18 protein-coding genes are annotated in these 22,294 nt (G+C 60.8%); 5 read left to right on the forward strand and 13 right to left on the reverse strand.

The features are described 5' to 3' along the window. Window positions 1-98: 98 nt before the first annotated feature. Window positions 99-1,004: a sugar kinase gene (locus ACLD1Y_RS07110; RefSeq protein ID WP_429476701.1), complete on the forward strand. Its 906-nt coding sequence runs from the start codon at window positions 99-101 to the stop codon at window positions 1,002-1,004. Window positions 1,005-1,124: 120 nt separating this feature from the next. Here ACLD1Y_RS07110 and ACLD1Y_RS07115 read toward each other — a convergent pair whose 3' ends face one another. From ACLD1Y_RS07115 to ACLD1Y_RS07170, 12 genes are all read right to left on the reverse strand, one after another. Next, window positions 1,125-1,400: a peptidylprolyl isomerase gene (locus ACLD1Y_RS07115; RefSeq protein WP_003174397.1), complete on the reverse strand. Its 276-nt coding sequence runs from the start codon at window positions 1,398-1,400 to the stop codon at window positions 1,125-1,127. 45 nt (window positions 1,401-1,445) lie between these two features. Beyond that, a complete protein-coding gene (locus ACLD1Y_RS07120) occupies window positions 1,446-3,941 on the reverse strand; it encodes a PAS domain-containing protein (RefSeq protein WP_429476704.1) in 2,496 nt (831 codons plus the stop codon). Window positions 3,942-4,083: 142 nt separating this feature from the next. Continuing rightward, entirely contained in the window at window positions 4,084-6,036 is a 1,953-nt protein-coding gene (locus ACLD1Y_RS07125; RefSeq protein ID WP_429476706.1) for an acetoacetate--CoA ligase, read from the reverse strand. Window positions 6,037-6,197: 161 nt separating this feature from the next. After that, a complete protein-coding gene (locus ACLD1Y_RS07130; protein ID WP_429476708.1) occupies window positions 6,198-6,971 on the reverse strand; it encodes a 3-hydroxybutyrate dehydrogenase in 774 nt (257 codons plus the stop codon). 7 nt (window positions 6,972-6,978) lie between these two features. Then, window positions 6,979-8,370: a GntP family permease gene (locus tag ACLD1Y_RS07135; RefSeq protein WP_429476710.1), complete on the reverse strand. Its 1,392-nt coding sequence runs from the start codon at window positions 8,368-8,370 to the stop codon at window positions 6,979-6,981. A 273-nt stretch (window positions 8,371-8,643) separates the two neighbouring features. Further along, on the reverse strand, window positions 8,644-10,053 hold the full coding sequence (locus ACLD1Y_RS07140) for a sigma-54 interaction domain-containing protein (RefSeq protein WP_429476712.1): 1,410 nt from the start codon (window positions 10,051-10,053) through the stop codon (window positions 8,644-8,646). 156 nt (window positions 10,054-10,209) lie between these two features. Then, window positions 10,210-11,781 carry an ABC transporter ATP-binding protein gene (locus ACLD1Y_RS07145; protein ID WP_429476714.1) on the reverse strand — a complete coding sequence of 524 codons (1,572 nt, stop codon included), beginning with the start codon at window positions 11,779-11,781 and terminating at the stop codon, window positions 10,210-10,212. 10 nt (window positions 11,782-11,791) lie between these two features. Then, the gene (locus tag ACLD1Y_RS07150) at window positions 11,792-12,814 is read right to left on the reverse strand and encodes an ABC transporter permease (protein ID WP_429476716.1); all 1,023 of its coding nucleotides are present in this window, start codon (window positions 12,812-12,814) and stop codon (window positions 11,792-11,794) included. Further along, window positions 12,814-13,878 carry a microcin C ABC transporter permease YejB gene (locus ACLD1Y_RS07155; protein ID WP_429476717.1) on the reverse strand — a complete coding sequence of 355 codons (1,065 nt, stop codon included), beginning with the start codon at window positions 13,876-13,878 and terminating at the stop codon, window positions 12,814-12,816. Before ACLD1Y_RS07155 ends, ACLD1Y_RS07150 begins: the two co-directional genes overlap by 1 nt. Next, on the reverse strand, window positions 13,878-15,725 hold the full coding sequence (locus ACLD1Y_RS07160) for an extracellular solute-binding protein (protein WP_429476719.1): 1,848 nt from the start codon (window positions 15,723-15,725) through the stop codon (window positions 13,878-13,880). The genes ACLD1Y_RS07155 and ACLD1Y_RS07160 overlap by 1 nt, the downstream gene beginning before the upstream one ends. A 130-nt stretch (window positions 15,726-15,855) precedes the next feature. Further along, window positions 15,856-16,137 carry a peptidylprolyl isomerase gene (locus tag ACLD1Y_RS07165; RefSeq protein WP_010210937.1) on the reverse strand — a complete coding sequence of 94 codons (282 nt, stop codon included), beginning with the start codon at window positions 16,135-16,137 and terminating at the stop codon, window positions 15,856-15,858. 105 nt (window positions 16,138-16,242) lie between these two features. Next, window positions 16,243-16,737, reverse strand: coding sequence for a DUF1543 domain-containing protein (locus ACLD1Y_RS07170; protein ID WP_429476722.1), 495 nt, complete (start codon window positions 16,735-16,737; stop codon window positions 16,243-16,245). Window positions 16,738-16,843: 106 nt separating this feature from the next. Between ACLD1Y_RS07170 and ACLD1Y_RS07175 the strand changes: the two genes are divergently transcribed. Next, complete coding sequence (locus ACLD1Y_RS07175; protein ID WP_429476724.1) at window positions 16,844-17,665, forward strand: aldo/keto reductase; 822 nt, start codon at window positions 16,844-16,846, stop codon at window positions 17,663-17,665. Between the two features lie 52 nt (window positions 17,666-17,717). Here the strand turns inward: ACLD1Y_RS07175 and ACLD1Y_RS07180 are convergent, their stop codons facing one another. Further along, the gene (locus tag ACLD1Y_RS07180) at window positions 17,718-18,233 is read right to left on the reverse strand and encodes an Hcp family type VI secretion system effector (protein ID WP_429476725.1); all 516 of its coding nucleotides are present in this window, start codon (window positions 18,231-18,233) and stop codon (window positions 17,718-17,720) included. A gap of 478 nt (window positions 18,234-18,711) precedes the next feature. Between ACLD1Y_RS07180 and tssA the strand changes: the two genes are divergently transcribed. From tssA to tssC, 3 genes are read left to right on the forward strand one after another with little or no spacing between them, the layout of a single operon-like run. Beyond that, a complete protein-coding gene (gene tssA / locus ACLD1Y_RS07185; protein WP_429476727.1) occupies window positions 18,712-20,256 on the forward strand; it encodes a type VI secretion system protein TssA in 1,545 nt (514 codons plus the stop codon). A gap of 31 nt (window positions 20,257-20,287) precedes the next feature. Beyond that, a complete protein-coding gene (gene tssB / locus ACLD1Y_RS07190; protein ID WP_429476729.1) occupies window positions 20,288-20,785 on the forward strand; it encodes a type VI secretion system contractile sheath small subunit in 498 nt (165 codons plus the stop codon). A 28-nt stretch (window positions 20,786-20,813) separates the two neighbouring features. Beyond that, a complete protein-coding gene (gene tssC, locus ACLD1Y_RS07195; RefSeq protein ID WP_429476731.1) occupies window positions 20,814-22,289 on the forward strand; it encodes a type VI secretion system contractile sheath large subunit in 1,476 nt (491 codons plus the stop codon). Window positions 22,290-22,294 lie beyond the last annotated feature (5 nt).

Genomic DNA, 22,294 nt, shown 5'->3' on the forward strand with positions numbered 1-22,294 from the left:
CCTTCGCGAGCAAGCCCGCTCCCACACTTGAAATGGATTCCAAATGTGGGAGCGGGCTTGCTCGCGAAGAGACCATCAGCCACACCAGAGATTCAGGCATGAACACAACCCCCAGAATCGCCCTCATCGGCGAATGCATGATCGAACTGCAACACCGCGCCGACGGCAGCCTGCACCAAAGCTTCGGCGGCGACACCCTCAATGCGGCGGTTTACCTGCGCCGTGAGCTAGGCGATATCGGCAGTGTTGACTACGTCACCGCCTTGGGCGACGACAGTTTCAGCGATGCCATGTGCCAGCAATGGACCGATGAAGGCCTTGGCCTGTCCATGGTCCAGCGCCTGCCCGGACGCTTGCCGGGTTTGTACTGCATCCAGACCGATGCCAACGGCGAGCGCAAATTCCTTTACTGGCGCAACGAAGCAGCCGTGCGCGACTGCTTCACCACGGCTGCTGCCGAGCCCATCCTGGCTGCGCTGCCGGATTATGACGTGGTGTATTTCAGCGGCATCACCTTGGCGGTGCTGGGGGAGGTCGGGCGTGAGCGCTTGCTGCGAGCGCTGGTCGAGACCCGTCGGCGCGGCGGCAAAGTAGTATTCGACAACAACTACCGGCCGCGGCTGTGGGCCAGTGTCGAGGCGGCGCGTGTGGCGTATCGCACGGTATTGGCGCAGGTGGACATGGCTTTGCTGACCGAGGACGACGAGTTGGCGTTGTTTGGTTATGCCGACAGCGAGCAGGTGTTTGCCGCATACCCGACAATTGAGGAGGTGGTGCTCAAGCGTGGCGCGGATGAGTGTTTGGTCCGCTGCGCAGGTGAGCGGTTTGCGGTGCCAGCGGTCAAGGTTGAGAAGGTGGTGGATACCACGGCGGCGGGGGATTCGTTTAGTGCGGCGTATTTGGCCAGTCGGCTCAAACGGGACTCGCCCGAACAAGCCGCCATTGCCGGGCATCGACTGGCGAGTCGGGTTATTCAAGTGTCAGGAGCCTTGATCCCTCGTTGAATGGCCGCCTTTGGCGGTTCGCGAGCAAGCCCGCTCCCACATTCGAGTGCATTCCTTCAGATAAAATGCGGTCAACTGTGGGAGCGGGCTTGCTCGCGAAAGCGGTCTAAAGGCAACCCCTTAGTCCCGGTAAAACACCTGCACCAAGTGATACCCAAACTTGCTCTTGATCGGCCCATGCACCACCTTCACCGGCTTCTTGAAGATCACCGCATCAATCGCCCCCACCATCTGCCCTGGCCGCACCTCGCCCAAGTCGCCCCCGCGTTTGCCGGACGGGCAGGTGGAGTACTTCTTGGCCAGCACATCAAAGGCTTCGCCCTTGGCAATGCGCTGCTTGAGTTGTTCGGCTTCTTCACTGGTTTTCACCAGGATATGACGGGCTTGGGCTTTCATTGATCTCTACCAGGTACATGCAACGGCGGGCGATTATGCCTGAACTCATTCGACCACGCTGATCATGCTGCGGATTTTCGTGGCCAACAGGTCGATGGAAAACGGCTTGGCCACCATGTCCATGCCATCCTCCAGGAAGCCCTGGCGCTCGGCGGCTTTTTCCGCGTAGCCGGTCATGAACAACACCTTGAGGCCTGGGCGACGTTGGCGGGCGATTTCCGCCAGTTGCCGGCCGTTCATGCCCGGCAGGCCAACGTCGGTCACCAGCAAATCCACGCGCAAATCCGATTCCAGCAGCGGCAACGCGGTGCGTGCATCGGCGGCCTGGTGGGCGGTGTAGCCCAGCTCATCGAGTACGTTGACCACCAGCATGCGCACCGCCGGGTCGTCCTCGACCACCACCACCGCTTCACCGGCCAACGCCACTGGCGCTTCGCTCAAGTGTTGCGGCTGGCTGCTTTCCAGTGCGGTGCCATGCAGACGCGGCAGGTACAAGCGCACGCAGGTGCCATGGCCCGGTTCACTGTGGATGGTCACGTGGCCCCCGGACTGCTGGGCAAAACCGTAGATCATCGACAAACCCAACCCGGTGCCCTGGCCGATGGGCTTGGTGGTGAAGAACGGGTCGAAGGCCTTGGCCAGGATCTTCGGCGCCATGCCGCTGCCGTTGTCGCTGACGCCGAGCATCACATAGTCGCCAGCCCTCACCGGTTCCAGGGTGGTGATGTCGGTGCCGTCGAGGTAGCTGTTGGCGGTTTCGATCAGCAGCTCGCCGCCGTCGGGCATGGCATCGCGGGCGTTGATCACCAGGTTGAGCAGGGCGTTTTCCAGTTGGCTGGCGTCGGTGTTCACCGGCCAGATGTCGTGGCCCAGTTGCACCTTGAGCGCGATGTGCGCGCCCTTGGTCCGCCGGAACAGGTCTTCCAGGGACGCCACCAGTTGGTTCGGGTCCAGCGGCCGGCGGTCCAAGGACTGGCGGCGCGAGAATGCCAGCAAACGGTGCGTGAGGGCGGCGGCACGGTGGGCGGAGGACACGGCGGCATCGGTAAACCGGCCGATCTCATCGCTGCGCCCAGCAGCGATGTAGCGCTGCATCAAGTCCAGGCTGCCGATAATGCCGGTGAGCATATTGTTGAAGTCATGGGCGATACCGCCCGTGAGCTGGCCCACCGCTTCCATCTTCTGGGCATGGCGCAGGGCGTCTTCGGCACGCTCGCGTTCGTACATCTCGTTTTGCAGGCGCTGATTGGCTTCAGCCAGCGCCTGGGTGCGCTGGGCCACGCGCTCTTCGAGGTTTTCGTTGAGATGGCGCAGGGCTTCTTCGGTGAGCTTGCGTTCGGTCTCGTCGATCACAAAGATGTAAAACCCGTTCACCGAGCCGTCATTGCTGAAACGCGGCAGGTACTTCATCAGCGCGTGGCGGGGCCGGCCGTCGCGGTGCGGGGTGATGGTCATGAAGCTGCAGGCCTTGCCCTTGAGCGCGGCGTTGATCTGGTCCTCGCGCCCGGCATACACCTCGTCGCCGAGTACTTCATGGATGGTCTTGCCGTACAACTCCTGGGGCGTCATGCCGTACCACTCCAGGTACGCGCTGTTGTTCAGGCGAAAGCGCTGCTCGTGATCGACATAACCGATCAGCACCGGCATGGCGTTGATGATCAGTTGCAGCTCGGTCTGGCTCTGGCGCAGCGCTTGCTCGGTGTTTTTGCGTTCGGTGAGGTCCAGTGCCGCGCCGAGAAACCGCGCCGGGCGACCTTGGTGGTCCTTGTAGCAACGGCCGCGGGCAAACACCCAGCGCAGCGTGCCATCGGCTTGCAGCAGGCGATACTCCTCGGCGTATTCGGTGCCGAAGGTGATGCAGTGCTTGATGCTGCGCGCCACCATGCCACGGTCTTCGGGGTGCACCCCGTGCAGGTAGTCGCTGATGGGTAATAGGCTCGCCTGGCTGGGATCAACCCCATGCAGGTAGGCGAAATGGTCGTCGGCAATAAAGCGGTCTTCACCGATATCCCAATCCCAGGTGCCCACGGCGTCGGTCGCCGCCAGGGCCAATTGCAGACGTTGCTCGGTGTTGTGCCGGGCCTTGCGGCGCTCGTTGGTTTCGATGGCGGTGACCAGGATGCCGGCCACGTTGGCGCTTTCATCGCGGATCGGGCTGTAGGTGAGGTCCAGCCAGATCTCCGTGTCGCGGTTATTGCGTTGCAGGATAAAGCGCTGTTCGGTGAAGGTGCGCACCTGACCGTCGAGCACGGCGTCGTAGATCGGTGCGGTAAAGCTTTGCAGCTCCGGCCAGGTTTGGTGCGCCGGTTGGCCCAGGGCCTCGGGGTGCTTGTTGCCGGCCAGCGCGGCAAAGCCATCGTTGTAGAGTTGGGTCAGTTGGCTGCCCCATAGCAGCAGCATGGGCATCGGTGAGTGGACCACGATATCCACCGCTGTGCGCAGGCTTTGAGGCCATTCGTTGGCCGCACCGAGTGGGCTTTGCGCCCAGTCCAGCCGTGCAATCAATGCGGCGGCTTCGCTGACGGTGGATGTTCCATTCATGAAAAAACCCTGAGCGTAATGCTTTGAAATATGACAAACGCAGATTATCCCGTGACTCGGGAACGGCTGACTACCCCCGAAAAATAGCATGCATTGGGGTTTTGTCTTCAAATGAGTGCATTAGGGCTGAAACCTTTCATCTTCAAGCCAGTTCAGGGCGGTCGCGAAACTCCTCCAATGCCTGCGGGTTGGCCAGGGCATCGGTGTTTTTCACCTGCTCGCCGTGCACCACATTACGTACCGCCAATTCCACGATTTTGCCACTGATGGTGCGGGGGATATCAGTGACAGTGAGGATCTTGGCCGGTACGTGGCGCGGTGTGGTGTTGGCGCGGATCACCTGGCGAATCTGCTGTTCCAGGGTTTCATCCAGCTCTACGCCATCGTTGAGGCGCACAAACAGCACTACCCGCACGTCGTCCTGCCAGCGTTGGCCAATGGCCAGGCTTTCCAGTACCTGCGGGACCTTCTCCACCTGGCGATAGATCTCCGCCGTACCGATGCGCACGCCTCCGGGGTTGAGCACCGCATCCGAGCGCCCGTGAATCAGCAGGCTGCCATTGGAGCGTTGTTCGGCGTAATCGCCCTGGGCCCACACGCCGGGGAACTGGCTGAAATACGAGGCGCGCAGCTTCTTCTGGTCGGGGTCGTTCCACAGGCCGATGGGCATCGCCGGGAAGTGGCGGGTGCACACCAACTCACCTTTTTCATCCACCAACGGCTGGCCTTGGTCGTCCCACACCTCGATGGCCATCGCCAGGCTCTTGCACTGCATTTCGCCACGGCGCACCGGCAGCACCGGGTTACCGATCACAAAGCAGGAAACGATATCGGTGCCGCCAGACATGGATGACAGACACAGCTCGCCCTTGATCTCGCGGTACACGTAGTCATAACTCTGGGGCGACAGCGGCGAGCCGGTGGAAATCATCCCCTTGAGGCTGCCCAGGTGGTGGCTCAGGCGCGGTTGCAGCCCGGCCTTTTCCAGGGTAGCGAGGAACTTGGGGCTGGTGCCGAACACGCTGATCTTTTCTGCATCAATCAGGTCAATCAGTCGCTCCGGCCCCGGATGAAACGGCGAACCGTCATACAGCACGGCCGTGGCGCCAATGGCCAGCACCGAGACCAGCCAGTTCCACATCATCCAGCCGCAGGTGGTGTAGTAGAACAGGCAGTCGTCCGCCGTCAGGTCGGCGTGCAGGCCATGCTCCTTGAGGTGGGTGAGCAGCACGCCGCCGGTGCCGTGGATGATGCACTTGGGTACGCCGGTGGTGCCGCTGGAATAGAGGATGTAGAGCGGGTGGTCGAAAGGCACCGCGACAAAGTCCGGTTCGCCGCCGGGTTGGTAGAAGTCGTCCCACAGGGTCACGCGGGCTTGGGTCTGATACGCCTCGGGCCGCGCCTGGGGCCGGGTGTAAGGCACGATGATCAGCTGTTCCAGAGAGGGCAGCCGTTCGAGGATTTCATTGAGCTTGGCGGTCTGGTCGATGTTTTTACCGGCATATCGGTAACCGCCACAGGTGATCAGCACCTTGGGCTCGATCTGGCCAAACCGGTCGATCACGCCTTGGGTGCCGAAGTCGGGCGAGGAGCACGACCAGATGGCCCCCAGGCTGGTGGCGGCGAGCATGCCCACCAGGGTTTGCCAGGTGTTGGGCATGCACGTCGCCACCCGGTCGCCTTGGGTGACGCCTGCGGCGCGCAGGCTGTTTTGCAGGCCGGCGACGTGGGCGGCCAGTTCGGTGTAGGTCAGTTGTTCGCGCTGGCCGTCTTCGCCGATGGCGACTACGGCGGGGTGATCGTCGCGACGGCGCAGCAGGTGCTCGGCGAAGTTCAGCGTGGCACCGGGGAACCAGTGGGCGCTGGGCATTTCATCGCCTTCGATGAGCACGGCGCTGGGCGGGCTGCGAAATTGCACGTCGAAGAACGCGACAATGGCCTGCCAGAAGTCGGGGCGCTGGTCGATGCTCCACTGGTGCAGGGCGGGGTAGTCGGCCAGTTGCAGGTTGTAGTGCTCGTTGATGTAGCGGCGGAACTGGTCCATGCGCGTGGCGGCGATGCGTTCCGGGGAGGGTTGCCAGAGGATGTCGGACATAAGCAAGGTCTCTTGTTCTTGTATAAATCTACCCGTCAACACCGGGCCAATGTGGGAGGGGGCTTGCTCCCGATGAGGAAGTGTCAGTTGATGTATGCAGTGGCTGACACACCGCCATCGGGAGCAAGCCCCCTCCCACATTTGGATCTCCAGTGTCTGGATTATTGGGCCAACCAGCCGCCATCGATGTTCCAGGCGGCTCCGCGCACTTGACTGCCAGCCTCGCTGCACAAAAACAACACCAACTCACCCAACTGCGGCGGTGTCACGAACTCCAGCGACGGCTGCTTCTCCGCGAGCAAATCATGCTGCGCCTGCTGCGGGTCCACGCCGGTGGCGATGCGATCATCAATCTGCTTCTGCACCAGCGGCGTCAGCACCCAACCCGGGCAGATGGCATTGCAGGTCACATTGCTGGTGGCGGTCTCCAGCCCCACCACCTTGGTCAAGCCGATCACCCCATGCTTGGCCGCCACATACGCCGCCTTGCCCACCGAGCCCACCTGGCCATGCACCGAGGCGATGTTGACGATCCGCCCCCAGCCCTTGGTCTTCATCCCCGGCAGGCTCAAGCGCGTGCTGTGGAACACCGACGACAGGTTGATCGCGATGATCGAGTCCCAACGCTCCGCCGGAAAATCTTCCACCGCCGCCACATGCTGGATACCGGCGTTGTTCACCAGGATATCCACGCCGCCAAATTCACGCTCGGCGTAGGCGATCATGTCGGCGATCTGCGCCGGGTCGCTGACGTCGGCCGGGTGATGGCCGACCTTGCCGCCAAACGCCTGCACCTGGGCGATCACCGCGCTGGCGTCGCCGAAGCCGTTGAGGATCAGGTTGGCGCCAGCCTTGGCCAGGCTCAAGGCTATCCCTAGGCCGATGCCGCTGGTGGAACCGGTAACCAGGGCGGTCTTGCCGTTCAATGTCGTCATACAAACCTCACACAATGCCGGTGGCGTAGAAAGTAGCGATCACCACGAACACCGCGAGGGTCTTGATGATCGTGATGCCGAAAATGTCCTTGTAGGCCTCGCGGTGGGTCAGGCCGGTGACCGCCAACAGCGTGATCACCGCGCCGTTGTGGGGCAGGGTGTCCATGCCGCCGCTGGCCATGGCCGCGACCCGGTGCAGCACTTCAAGGGGGATATTGGCCGCATGGGCCGCCGAAATAAAGCTCTCGGACATGGCCGCCAGGGCAATGCTCATGCCGCCCGACGCGGAACCGGTGATGCCGGCCAGCAGGGTCACGGTAATCGCTTCGTTCACCAGCGGATTGGGGATGCCCTTGAGCCAGTCGGCCAGTACCAGAAAGCCCGGCAGCGAGGCAATCACCGCGCCAAAGCCATATTCCGATGCGGTATTCATCGCCGCCAGCAACGCGCCGCTCACCGCGCTTTTACTGCCTTCAGCGAGTTTGCTTTTGATCGCCGACCAGCCAAACACCAACACCATGATGATGCCCACCAACAACGCCGCCTGCACCGCCCAGATCGCGGTGAGCTTGGCGATCTCAGTGGTCACTGGTGCACTCATGCCCGGCAGGGCGAGGCTGTGGGTCTTGCCGTACCACTGTGGAATCCAGTGGGTGAACAGCAGGTTCATCACCCCCACCAAAATCAGCGGCGACAGCGCGATCCACGGGTTGGGCAACGCCAGGTTGTCGGCGGTTTCCGGTTCGTTGCGAAGCTCCGTGCCATAACCTTCACCGGCACGCTGGGCCTTGTTGCGCTGGCGTGCCAGGTAGAGCATGCCGGTGCAGAACACAAAGAGGGTGCCGATCAACCCTAGCCACGGCGCCGCCCAGGCGGTGGTGTTGAAGAAGGTACTGGGGATGATGTTCTGGATCTGCGGCGTGCCGGGCAGGGCGTCCATGGTGAACGAGAACGCACCCAGAGCGATGGTCGCCGGGATCAGGCGCTTGGGGATATTGCTCTGGCGGAACATTTCCGCCGCAAACGGGTACACCGCAAACACCACCACAAACAGCGACACGCCGCCGTAAGTGAGCAGGGCGCAGACCAGCACGATCACCAGCATCGCCTGGCGGGTGCCGAGCAAGCGGATCGCGGCGGCCACAATCGAACGGGAAAAGCCCGACAGCTCAATCAGCTTGCCGAACACCGCGCCAAGCAGGAACACCGGGAAATACAGTTTGATAAAGCCGACCATCTTTTCCATGAACACCCCGGTGAACGCGGGTGCGACGGCAGATGGGTCGGTCAGCAGGACAGCGCCGAGGGCGGCGATGGGGGCGAACAGGATAACGCTATAGCCACGGTAGGCAGCCAGCATCAGCAACGCGAGCGCTGCCAGGGCAATGATCACACTCATGGTGTGTCTCCATCGGATTGTTATTTTTGTGGGGTGGTGCTGTAGGGAAAAGCTATAGCTAAATGTGTGCCAAATACTTAAGTATTTGATAAATATGGATAATTTATGAGTGATGTCGAGTGCTGTCTTTATCTTGAGAAAAATGAGGGTCCAATGTGGGAGGGGGCTTGCCCCCGATGAGGGAGTGTCAGTTATGAAACCTGCTAGCTGACACACTGCCATCGGGGGCAAGCCCCCTCCACATTGGATTGTCTTGGATTTGAGAGTGGTATCTCAATATGGAGATTGCGCGATGCCCAGGGCAACCATCTTCTTGTACAACGTCGACCGTCCAAGCCCCAATCGCTTGGCCGCCTCCACCACATTCCCCCCGCAGGCCACCAGCGCCGCCGCGATGACCTGCCGATCAAACCGCTCCCGCGCCGCGCTGAAGCTTTCGCCTTCTACCGCCGCCACAGCATTGCGCTCGACGGGAGTAAAGGTGCCAATTGCTGCACGAATTTCCCGAGCATCCAACACCAAGTCATCACTCAACAACGCCGCCCGCTCCAACACATTGCGCAGCTCACGGATATTCCCCGGCCACGCATGTTGCGCCAACAATGCCAGGGCTTCACGGTCCAGTTCATGCTGGCTGCGCAGCTCCTCCAGGATCGCCTCGCTTAACGCCGGGATATCGTCCAACCGCTCGCGCAAGGGCGGCACCTGGATCGGCAGCACATTGAGCCGGTAATACAGATCCGCCCGAAACTCCCCACGCTTGATCGCCGCTTCCAGGTCCGTGGACGTGGCCGCGATCACCCGCACATCGCTGTGCAGCATCTCGTTGGAGCCCACCGGCTCGTATTCCTTTTCCTGCAATACCCGCAGCAACTTGCTTTGCAACGGCAAGGGCATATCGCCGATTTCATCCAGGAACAGCGTGCCGCCCTGGGCAATCTGGAACTTGCCGGGGCGGCCCTTGCGGTCGGCGCCGGTAAAGGCGCCGGGCGCGGTGCCGAAGAACTCAGCTTCCAGCAGGTCGGCGGGAATCGCCGCGCTGTTGACGCTGACAAACGCCTTGTGCGCACGCGGTGACGCGCCGTGAATCGCCTGGGCGAGCAACTCCTTGCCGGTGCCGGTTTCCCCCAGCAGCAACACCGGCGATTCGGCGCTGGCACTGCGTCGCGCACGGCGTTTCACTTCCAGGCTGGCGGCGCTGGTGCCGATAAAGTGCGCGAAGTTGTATTTGCTCTGACGTGAGCGCAACAACGAGCGGGTCGAGGCCAGCTCCTGCTGCATGCTCAGGTAGCGTTCGATCAATGGCGACAGGTTGCGCAGTTCATCAAACAGCGCAAAGCCAATGGCCCCGATCACCGCGCCCGCGTCGTTGTGGATCGGCAGGCGCATTACCACCAATGGGCCCTTGGGCGTGTCCTGGATATCCAGCAAGATCGGCTGGTCGTTACGCACCACCTGGCGCAGCAGGCTGTTGGATATCACCTGCTCACAGGGCTGGCCGATGGCTTCGTCGGCGCTCTTGAGGCCGAAGCGCTTGGCGTAGCGTTCGTTCATCCACACGATATTGGCGTCACGGTCGACAATCACCGTGCCTTCGCTGGACTGCTCGATAATCTCGAACAGCGACTGGATGGCCAGGCCGCGAACCTGTTGGTAGTCCTTGAGGCTATCGGTGGTGTTCATATGGATGCCGTCAACGCAAATTGTGGGTGGGGCGCGATCCTGTGGGAGCGGGCTTGTGTGGGAGCGGGCTTGCTCGCGAATGCGGTGTGTCAGTCAGTGTATTCGGCACTGACACACCGCCTTCGCGAGCAAGCCCGCTCCCACAGGAGGACGTGTTTACACGGGGACATTCGCGGCGGCAAGCAGCTCCTGGGTATAGGGATGCTGCGGCGCATCAAACACCTGATGGCTCGCGCCAGCCTCCACCACCTTGCCGTCCTTGATCACGATCATGTCGTGGGCCATGGCCCGCACCACCGCCAGGTCATGGCTGATAAACAGGTAGGTCAGGCCGTATTTCTCCTGCAACTCCCGAAGCAGCGCCACCACTTGTTTTTGCACGGTCCGGTCCAGGGCCGAGGTGGGTTCGTCCAGCAGCATGAGCGCGGGCTTGAGCACCAAGGCGCGGGCGATGGCGATGCGTTGGCGCTGGCCACCGGAAAACTCGTGGGGGTAGCGGTGGCGGCTGTCGGGGTCGAGGCCCACGTCCTTGAGCACCTGGATTACCTGCGCATCGCGGTCGGCCAGGCTGCACGGCGCGTGCACTTCCAGGCCTTCGCTGATGATCTGCTCCACGGTCATGCGTGGGCTGAGGCTGCCGTAAGGGTCTTGGAACACCACCTGCATCTGCTTGCGCCATGGGCGCATTTGCTGATGGTTCAGTGGGTCGAGGGCCGCACCCTGGAAGCGGATGCTGCCGGTGGAGTCCAACAGCCGCAAAATCGCCTGACCCAGGGTGGACTTGCCCGAGCCGGACTCGCCGACAATCCCCAGGGTCTTGCCACGCTGCACGCTGAGGCTGATGCCATCCACTGCCTGTAAATAGGTCTTGCGTCGGAACAAGCCACCACCGAGGGGGAATTGCACGGTCAGGTTGTCCACCTGCAAAACGGTTTCGCGCTCATCGCTGCACAGCGCGTCGCCCGCCGGTTCCGCATCCAGCAGCAGACGGCTGTAAGGGTGCTGGGGCGCGTTGAACAGCGTTTGACAGTCGGCTTGCTCGACGATTTCGCCAGCGCGCATCACGCACACACGTTGGGCAATGCTGCGCACCAGGTTGAGGTCATGGCTGATCAGCAGCAGCGACATGCCCAGGCGTTGTTGCAGGGACTTGAGCAGCAGCAGGATCTTGCGCTGCACCGTTACATCCAGCGCGGTGGTGGGTTCGTCGGCGATCAGCAGCTCCGGCTCGCAGGCCAGGGCCATGGCGATCATCACGCGCTGGCGTTGCCCGCCGGAGAGTTGGTGGGGATAGGCCTTGAGGCGTTCCTGGGGTTTCTGGATACCTACCAGTTCCAGCAGTTCGAGGATGCGCGCCTGGGCCGCCTTGCCGCCCAGGCCTTTGTGCAGCAGCAGGGTTTCGCCGATCTGCTTTTCGATGCTATGCAGCGGGTTCAAGGAGGTCATCGGTTCCTGGAAGATCATTGCAATGCGGTTGCCCCGCAGTTTCTGCAACGTCGAGGCCGAGGCGCCCACCAGTTCCTGGCCACGGTAGCGGATGGAACCGGTGGTTTGCGTACCGGCCTCGGGCAGCAGTTGCAGGATCGAATGGGCCGTCACCGACTTGCCCGAGCCCGACTCGCCCACCAGTGCCAGGCATTCGCCGGGGCGCACGTCCAGGCTCATGTTGCGCACCACGGTCTGGCCGCTGAAGGCGACACTGAGGTCGCGGATTTCGATCAGGTTCATACGCAGTCACTCATGAGCGTGGGTCGAAGGCATCACGCAACGCCTCGCCGATAAAGACCAGCAGCGACAGGATCAGCGCCAAGGTGAAAAACGCCGTCAGGCCCAGCCACGGGGCTTGCAGGTTCTGCTTGCCCTGGGCGATCAATTCGCCGAGGGAGGCACTGCCCGCCGGCATACCGAAGCCGAGGAAGTCCAGGGCGCTCAAGGTGGAGATCGCGCCGGTCAAAATAAAGGGCAAATAGCTCAAGGTGGCGGTCATGGCATTGGGCAGGATATGCCGGCGGATGATCTTGCCATCGCCCAGGCCCAAGGCCCGCGCCGCCTTGACGTATTCCAGGTTGCGCCCGCGCAGGAATTCGGCGCGCACCACGTCCACCAGGGCCAGCCAGGAAAACAGCGCCATGATCCCCAGCAACCACCAGAAATTGGGCTCGACAAAACCCGACAAAATGATCAGCAGGTACAGCACCGGCAGCCCCGACCACACCTCCAGCACGCGCTGGCCGATCAAATCCACCCAGCCACCGTAGTAGCCCTGCAATGCCCCAGCCGCAATCCCAATGGCCGCGCTGATCGCCGTGAGCGCCAAGGCAAACAGGATCGACACCCGAGCGCCGAAGATCACCCGCGCCAACACGTCCCGCGACTGGTCGTCGGTGCCCAGCCAGTTCACCGCCGAGGGCGGGCTGGGGGCAGGGCGGGTCAGTTCGTAATTGGGCGTGTCGTCACTGAACGGGATCGGCGGGAACAGCATCCAGCCGCCGTCCTGCTTGATCAGTTTTTGCACGTAGTCACTGCGGTAATCCGCCTGGAACGGCAGCTGGCCGCCGAATGCTTGCTCGGTGTAGCGCTTGAATACCGGGAAATACAGCTCGTTCTTGAAGCTCAGCACCAACGGCTTGTCATTGGCGATCAACTCACCGCCCAACGTCAGGATAAATAGGCCGATAAACAGCCACAGCGACCACCAGCCACGCCGGTTCTTTTTGAAGCGCTCGAAACGTCGGCGTGCCACGGGAGACAGATTGAGCATCAGGCGTTCCTCGCGGCGAAGTCGATACGCGGGTCCACCAGGGTGTAGCAGAGGTCACCGATCAGTTTTATCAAGAGGCCGAACAACGTGAAGATAAACAGGGAGCCGAACACCACCGGGTAATCCCGGGACACGGCCGCTTCGTAGCTCATGCGGCCCAGGCCGTCGAGGGAGAAGATCACCTCGATCAGCAAGGAACCGGCGAAGAACACCGCGATAAACGCCTGGGGAATCCCGGAGATCACCAGCAGCATGGCGTTGCGGAACACATGGCCGTACAGCACCCGCCGTTCGCTCAGGCCTTTGGCGCGGGCGGTGACCACGTATTGGCGGGTGATTTCATTGAGGAACGAGTTCTTAGTGAGGATGGTCAAGGTGGCGAACCCGCCGATCACCAGCGACGTGACGGGCAGCACCAGGTGCCAGAAGTAATCGGCGATCTTGCCGACAGTGCTCAGCTCCTCGAAGTTTTCCGACACCAGCCCGCGCACCGGGAACCAGTTCAGCGAGGTGCCACCGGCGAACACCACGATCAGGAACATCGCAAACAGGAACGACGGCATCGCATAGCCGATGACGATGGCGGTGCTGCTCCACACATCAAAGCTGCTGCCATGGCGTACGGCTTTGCGGATGCCCAAGGGAATCGAGACGAGATAAGTAATCAACGTGGCCCACAGACCGAGGGAAATGGTCACGGGCATTTTTTCCAGGATCAGGTCGATCACCGTCTTGCCGCGAAAGAAGCTGTTGCCGAAATCCAGCTGGGCGTAGCTCTTGAGCATCAGCCACAGGCGTTCCGGGGCGGGCTTGTCGAAGCCGTATTGTTTTTCGATGTCCTTGATCAGCTTCGGGTCCAAGCCACGACTGGCGCGGGAGCCGCCGCTGACGCTGTCACCGGAGGAACCGCCGACAGCACCGCTGCCGCCGATGCCTTGCAGGTGGGCGATGGCTTGTTCTACCGGGCCGCCGGGGGCGGCCTGGACGATGACGAAGTTCACCAGCAGGATGATCACCAGCGTCGGGATGATCAGCAGCAGGCGCCGCACGATATAAGCAAACATCAGTGGCTCCCTGCGCGTTGTTTCATCTGTTCATTGGTCAGCGGCGTGGGGCTGATTTCCCACCAGGTTTCCAGCGCTTCATCATTCTTCGCCTCGATGGTCGGGCGGCCGAAGCGGTTCCACCACGCGGCGGAGGTGCCCGGCGGGTAGTAGTTGGGAATCCACAGGTAGTTCCATTGCAGCACCCGGTCCAAGGCGTGGGCATAGGTGAGCATCTGCGCCTGGGTGTCGGCCTTGACCAGCCCTTTGATCAGACTGTCTACGGCCGGGTCCTTGAGCACCATGTAGTTGTTGGCGCCGGGGTCGAAGGCGGCGGCTGAGCCGAAGTAGTTGTACAGCTCCATGCCGGGGGAGGTAGTGACCGGGAAGCCGGTGACGATCATGTCGTAGTCCCGTGCCATCACCCGATTGACGTACTGGGATGAGTCGATACGCCGGATGTTGAGGGTGATGCCGATCTGCGCGAGGTTGCGCTTGTAGGGCAGCAGCAGGCGCTCCATGCCGCTCTGGGCATTGAGGAAGGTGAACTCCAGGGGTTCGCCCTCGGCGTTGACCAGTTTGTCGCCTTTGGGCATCCAGCCGGCTTCTTCCAGCAGGCCCAGGGCTTGCAGTTGTTTGTCGCGGATCATGCCGCTGCCGTCGGTGACCGGGGCCTTGAACACCTGGGTGAACACCTCGTCGGGCACTTGGCCGCGCAACGGTTCAAGAATCGCCAGTTCTTCTTTGGTGGGCGGTTGGCTGGCGGCCAGCGGGCTATTGGAGAAGAAGCTCTGCTGGCGAATGTACATATTGCGCATCATCTGCCGGTTGGCCCACTCGAAGTCCCACAGCATCGCCAGGGCCTGGCGCACGCGGCGGTCCTTGAATATTGGCTTTTGCACGTTGAACACATAACCCTGTGCGGCTTGCGGCATTTCCTTGGCCAAGTGGGCGCGTTGCAGACGGCCATCGTCGAGGGCAGGGCCGTTGTAGCCGATGGAATAGCCCGTGGCAGAAAACTCACGGTTGAAGTCGTAGGCACCGCCGCGCAGTACCTGGCGCGCCACTTCGGTATCGCCGAAATACTCCAGGCTCAGGTGGTCGAAGTTGTACAGGCCCCGGCTGACGGGCAAATCCTTGCCCCACCAATCGCGGTCGCGGGTGAAGGTGATGGTGCTGCCGGAGTCGATCTTGCTGACCTTGTAGGGGCCGCTGCCCAGGGGCGCCTCGTAGCCGCCGCCGTTGGCGAAGTCGCGGGTTTTCCACCAGTGCTCGGGGAACACCGGCAGCGTGGCGATATCCAGGGGCAGGGTGCGGTTTTCATTGCTGGAAAAATCAAAGCGTACCTGGCGCTCGCCTTCGACTTCGACGTGTTTCACGTCGGCGAACAGGGTGCGAAAGCGCAGGCTGCCTTGGGTCATCAGCAGGTCGAAACTGTAGCGCACGTCTTCGGCGGTGATCGGCTTGCCATCGGCAAAACGTGCCTTGGGGTTGAGGAAGAAGCGCAGGGACAGGCCGTCATCGGCGCGCTCCATCTTCTCGGCGACCAGGCCGTAGACCGTGTAGGGCTCGTCCAGGGAGCGCTGGGCCAGGGGCGCATAAAGCCAGCCATCAACCTGGGACACGCCGATGCCTTTGTCGATATACGGCAACACATGGTCAAAGCGCCCGATCTCGATGGCCGAGCGCTTGAGGCTGCCACCTTTGGGGGCGTTGGGGTTGGCGTAGTCGAAATGGGTGAAGCCGGCGGGGTACTTGGCCGGTTCGCCGTACACGGTGAGGTACGGTTGAGGCGCCGCGATCACGGCGGTGCTGGCCAGCAGCAGGGCCAGGGTGGAGCTAAACAGGGTAGAAAAAGCCAGTCGCATTATCAGCCTTGAACGCCGCGTGTAAAAGAATAGGGATTTGTACGCTAACGGCATCAGCCTCGCCAGTCATCACATGCACAACGGCCCGCCAAAAGGCGGGCCGTTGTTTAAGGCATCAGCACAGACAGGATCAGTCCTGGCGGCTGGTGACTTCCAGCAGGTGATAGCCGAACTGGGTTTTTACCGGGCCTTGCACGGTGTTGACCGGGGCGCTGAATACGACGGTGTCGAATTCCTTGACCATCTGGCCTGGACCGAACGAACCCAGGTTGCCGCCGTCGCGGCTGGATGGGCAGCTGGAGTTGGCTTTGGCGATTTCTGCGAAATCAGCGCCGCCTTCGATTTGGGCCTTGAGTTCGTTGCACTTGTCTTCAGTGGAAACGAGGATGTGACGGGCGGTGGCTTTGGCCATGGGGAATAACTCCTTGAGTAAAAAGGGTGAGCCTACCGGATTCAGGCGCTTATTTCCTGGCAAAGTTCCCGTGGCCTTCAGGGCAAGGCGGGGCGTCATTTGGATCTAGGCCAGCACAATGTAGTCATTGTGCTGGATGATCGGCCGATGCAGGCCTTGCACCAAGTGAACGTAGCGGCCGTCCACCAGGTCGATGGGCAGGCAGTCGTCAACGTCCAGCACCGCATCGGTATGGGCCTGGGACCACTGGCGTAGCATCTGTTGCTTGCCCTTGTTTTTGGCCTCCTGCTTGTTGCGGGCAACCACCAGCACGTAGTGGTGCGCCTCGCCAAAGCTGTTGGTTTCATACCCGCCCAGGTTGATGAAATATAGGCGCTGCGCATCCGCTTGTGGGGCCAAGTGGCTGAGCTCGACCTTCCAGCCGTCCACACCGTCTACCGCCATCCACGCGTCGATATGCACGCCCCTGGGGCTGCCAAACCAGCCATCAAGCAATTGTGGGTAGGCGGCTAGCAAGGTATCGGCGGCGGCGAACACCACATCGTGCACTTCAATTTTCGCCCGTGGGTGCTTGCCCCCGAGCATGACAACAAACAGCATTGGCGAATCGTCCTGGCAAATTGGCAGGAAGCAACCATCCTTCGATTGAACCCTGCTGTCCAGCGAATGCCACACTCTTACACCGCGAACTCATCTGGAGGTTGTCATGCGTACCATTGATCTGGCGGGTGTTCCCGTCCCTGTTATCGGCCAGGGCACCTGGCGCATGGGCGAAAACCCCGACCAGCACCGCGCCGAAGTCGCGGCGTTGCAACTGGGGATCGACGAGGGCATGACCCTGATCGATACCGCTGAAATGTACGGCGAGGGCGGTGCCGAAACGGTGGTGGGCGAAGCCATTCGCGGCCGTCGCGACCAGGTGTTCCTGGTGAGCAAGGTCTACCCGCACAACGCCAGCCACAAGGGTGTGCCCCGTGCGTGCGACGCCAGCCTGCGGCGCCTGGGCACCGAGCATATCGACCTATACCTGTTGCACTGGCGCGGCCAATACCCCCTTGAAGAAACGGTCGACGCATTCGAGCGCCTGCGTGATGCCGGCAAGATCGGCCGCTGGGGCGTTTCCAATTTCGACGTAGCCGACCTGCAGGAGCTTGCTGCCCCGGCGTGTGCCACCAACCAGGTGCTCTACAACATCGAAGAGCGCGGTATCGAGTACGACCTGCTGCCCTGGTGGCAACAGCACCATTTGCCGTTGATGGCCTACTGCCCGATTGCCCAGGGTGGAGACTTGCTGTCCAGCCCGACGCTCAAGCAGATTGCCCGCCGTCATGAGGCCACGCCTGCCCAGGTTTCCCTGGCCTGGGTACTGCGCCAGGATGGGGTGATCGCCATTCCCAAGGCCGTCACACCCGAGCATATACGGCTCAATGCCGCTGCTGCCAAGTTGGTGCTGGATGAGCACGACCTGGATGCCATCGACCGTGTATTCGGTGCACCCCAGCGCAAACATCCGTTGGCAATGGTTTAGCCCGTGGGCAGGAGCGGCGCCGTCCATGACGCCGTTCCAGGCTTAATGCGGCTTAACCCGCCACCGGGTTACGCCAGTCGTCCGACCCGGAAGTGCCGGACACCTCGTGGGTCCACACGATCTTGCGGTAGGTGAAGTGCACATCCTCCAGATGGGTGAAGTGGGCGTTGTTCGGGTCCTGGCAACTGGGCATGCGTGACTGAATATCCACGATGGTCGCCCCCTCGAGTTCAATGGTGAAGTAGTGCTCCTGGGCGCCGACGGCCGAATGCCGGAACCACTCCAACCGACAGCTGACCTCTTCGCCGCTGGTCAATGCGCTGAACAGCAACGGTGAAGACTTATCGAAGACCTTGCTGATCATCAGTGGCTTATGGACCCGCTGGCCCGTGGGTTGGCCCGATTGCGGGTCACGGGGAATGATCACCTGATGCGCAAAGGCCTGGACGAGTATTTGGTCCTCATGGCCCTCCTGGTAAATGCTGCCTACCGAATCCTGGGTAAACGTGCCTGCCGTAATCAAACCCTGTTTGACACCGGTGACAGAGAGATACGCGGGTGTTGGCATAATTGGTTTCCTTGCCTGATTGAAGAGGTAGTTCCAACCGACAACAGCGTCGATGGGTTCATTGGCCCTAACAAAAAGCGTGCCTGAAACAGTGCAGGTCAATAGGGCTGCGGGGGAGGCGTTGTTATGCCGACATATTTGAAAGTTGAAAACATAATTTGAGCTGTTTTGCGTGTGATTTATTGCGCATACGTGTGCACTTAGTTGCTGGTTATAGGTGCGTTATGAATATCTGGATTATCTGCGCAGACCAAGGTTGGTAAAGGTTTTGAAGTGTGCAAGATGCTGCGCAGGCTTGGTTGTTGTGGGTTGTAGGAAAATCCTTAAGTGTCGACGTGATGCTTGCTGAATATTTTTTTCGTGGCTAAGGTTTGCAGGCTTCATGGCGAAACCTGTGAAATTAATAGGCCGTTCTAGATCGCAGCTTCAATGTGGTTAGTTGGTCTTTGCTGCCTTGAATAGTTCCGCGTGGTCCCGAATGGTTTATTCAGACAAGCTCTACGATTATTACCTTGAACTTGCAAGTCAGCCCTGCTCACCAACTAACTTTGCGGGCAGTGATATGCGCTTTTCGAGTGAGTATGAATTCGTGGAAAGCGAACTGGGCAAGGCGCATTCGATCCACGGTGCTGCCCAGCCGGATTGGCAAAAAATTATCGACACCAGTGAGCGTTTGTTGTGTCAGCACTCCAAGGACCTGCGCGTGGCGGTGTGGTTGACCTGGGCGTTGCATCAGCGCGAATCCTTTGCAGGGCTGCTGGCGGGGCTAGGGTTGCTATGCCGCCTCTGTGAGCATCACTGGTCGGTGGTCTACCCCGAAAAGCGCCGCACCCGTGGGGCTGCGTTTGATTGGTTGGTAATGCGCCTGGAGCCGTTATTTGCACACAGCCTATCGTTGCAGGAGCAGCGCCCTTTGTTCCAAGCGCTGCTTGATCATCTGGTGCGTCTCGATGCGTTGTGGGCCCAACAGCTGGGCGATGACGCGCCATTGCTGCTGCCGACCCGGCGACAACTGGCCCAGCGATTGGAGCATGTGCCACCTGAAGCCCCACCAGCCGTGGCCGTGATTGCCCAGGTCAAGCAAGCGACGGCCCAGTTAATCAAGCCCGAAACGGTGTTGAGCAACGAAAAGGATGCGCAGAAGTTGCTGCGTGCGTTGCAGGAGCAAGCCCGTCCCCTGTCGGTCTGGTGGTTGCGCCAGAGCGCCACCGACCTGCGTGCCTTGCGCCTTAATCGGACGCTGGCATGGCTGGCCCTGGTTAACTATCCGCACGCCGATGGTGAGCGGGTCACGACCTTGCGTGCTCCGGCCCCCGAAAAGCTCAAGCATTGCCGGGAGCGCTTCGCCCAAGGTCATTACGCCGACCTGATCCTGGAACTCGAAGCCAGCCTCACGGGCGCGATGTTCTGGTTCGACGGGCTCCACATGGTCTGGCGGTGCCTGCAAGCCTTGCATGCCGACCAGGCCATGACCGAGTTGGAAGTGACGTTCGCTTTGTTGCTGCAACGTTTTCCCAACCTGCCGCAGTTTCGCTTCCTCGACGGTACCGTGTTTGCCGACGACGCCACGCTTGATTGGATCGCGCAGCAGGTGACTCCCCATTTGCAGGCACCCGAGGCAAACCCTTTAGTAATCGATACGAATGCTGCGCCCTGGGAAATCGCGTTTTCGGACGCGGCATCCAGGCTGCACAGAGATGGGCTAAAGGCAGCGGTGCAAATACTCAAGCAAGGCATGTGCGCCGCCCAAGGCGAGCGTGCGCGTTTTCATTGGCGGCTGGCCCAGGCGCGCCTGTGTGTGCAGGCGGGGAAGCACGAGTTGGCGAAGGTCCAGCTTGAACACCTTGATGCCCAATTACACCGCGCAGGCCTGGAGCGCTGGGAACCGGAACTGGGGCTGCAAGTGATACAGCTTTTGCATCGCTGCTACGACCTATTACCACAAAGTCACGTTGTGCGTGAGCGCAAGGAAGACACCCATCGCAGGCTCTGCATTTTCGATCTCGAGGCAGTACTTGAATAGGCTTTCCAGCCACTAAAAAAGGAGAAACACCATGGCCAAAGAAGGTTCGGTAGCACCCAAGGAGCGCGTCAATATTACGTTCAAGCCTGCTATTGGCGGTGCGCAGGAAGAGGTCGAGTTGCCGTTGAAACTGCTGGTGCTGGGGGATTTCACCCTGCGCGAGGAACCGCGCAAGCTCGAAGATCGCAAGCCGATTGCAATCAACCAGAACACCTTCGACGAGGTACTGGCCAAGCAGGCGTTGAGCTTGACGCTAAGTGTGCCCAATCGCCTTCAAGAGAGCGCTGGCATCGATGAGTTGGGGATCCAGGTGCGCATCAACTCGATGAAGGACTTTAACCCGGCCAGCCTGGTGGAGCAGGTTCCCGAGTTGCACAAGCTAATGGCATTGCGCGAGGCGCTGATGGCGCTCAAGGGGCCGCTGGGTAACACCCCAAGTTTTCGCAAGGCCATCGAGCAAGCCTTGGCCGATGACGGATCCCGCGCCCGAGTCTTGGCCGAGTTGGGCCTGAGCGACCAAACCGCCTGACATTTTTCAGTAAAAGGACACTGACGCCATGAGCACCCACCAACACCCGATAACGGCACCCACTGCGGGCGATTACAGCATCCTCGACAACATTGTCGCCCAGACACTGCTGAGTGCCGACGACGAGGCCTACGACATTGCCAAGCGCGGCGTCTGCGCGTTCATCGAGGAATTAATCAAGCCTCACAACAGCGGGGAGCCTGTCAAGAAACACCTGGTGGATCGGATGATCGCCGAGATTGATGCCAAGCTTAGCCAACAGATGGATGAGATCCTGCATCACCCGGATTTCCAGGCGCTGGAAGCCTCATGGAGAGGGTTGCAGTTGCTGGTCGATCGCACCAACTTCCGCGAAAACATCAAGATCGAACTGCTGAATGTCTCCCGGCAAGATTTGTTAGACGACTTTGAAGACTCGCCGCAGGTGACTCAGTCGGGGCTGTACAAGCACATCTATAGCGCTGAGTACGGCCAGTTTGGTGGCCAACCCGTAGGCGCGATCATCGCCAACTATTTCCTCTCGCCCAGCGCACCGGATGTGAAGCTGATGCAGTACGCATCCAGTGTCGCATGCATGGCCCACGCGCCCTTTATCGCGGCTGCAGGGCCGGGTTTCTTCGGGTTGGAAAGCTTCACCGGACTGCCCGATCTCAAAGACCTCAAGGACCACTTCGAAGGCCCGCAGTTTGCCAAGTGGCAAAGCTTTCGCCAGAGCGAAGATGCCCGCTACATCGGGCTGACCGTGCCACGCTTTCTGCTGCGCACGCCTTACGACCCCCTTGAGTGTCCGGTCAAGACCTTCGCCTACCAGGAAAACGTGGTGAGCAGCCACGAACACTACCTGTGGGGCAATACCGCCTATGCCTTCGCTACCCGCCTGACAGACAGCTTCGCGCGGTTTCGCTGGTGCCCGAACATCATCGGCCCGCAAAGCGGGGGGGCTGTAGAAGACTTGCCGCTGCATCATTTCCACAGCATGGGCGAAATCGAAACCAAGATCCCCACCGAGGTGTTGGTGTCCGACCGTCGAGAGTACGAACTGGCGCAAGAAGGCTTTATCGCCTTGACCATGCGTAAGGGCAGTGACAATGCAGCGTTCTTTTCGGCCAGCTCCGTGCAAAAACCGAAACATTTCGGTATCAGTGCCGAGGGCAAGGAAGCCGAATTGAACTACCGACTGGGCACCCAATTGCCCTACATGATGGTGGTCAACCGCCTGGCCCATTACCTCAAGGTGTTGCAGCGCGAGCAATTAGGTTCGTGGAAGGAGCGCACTGACCTTGAGCTGGAGCTGAACAAGTGGATTCGCCAGTACGTCGCCGACCAGGAAAACCCCAGTGCCGAGGTGCGTGGCCGGCGTCCGTTGCGGGCAGCCCGAATCGTTGTCAGTGATGTGGAGGGCGAACCTGGTTGGTACCGCGTCAACCTGAGCGTGCGCCCGCACTTCAAATACATGGGGGCGGACTTCACCCTGTCCCTGGTTGGCAAGCTCGACAAAGAATGAGCAAA

It is taken from the genome of Pseudomonas sp. 18175, assembly GCF_050432925.1.
Classification (GTDB): Bacteria; Pseudomonadota; Gammaproteobacteria; order Pseudomonadales; family Pseudomonadaceae; genus Aquipseudomonas.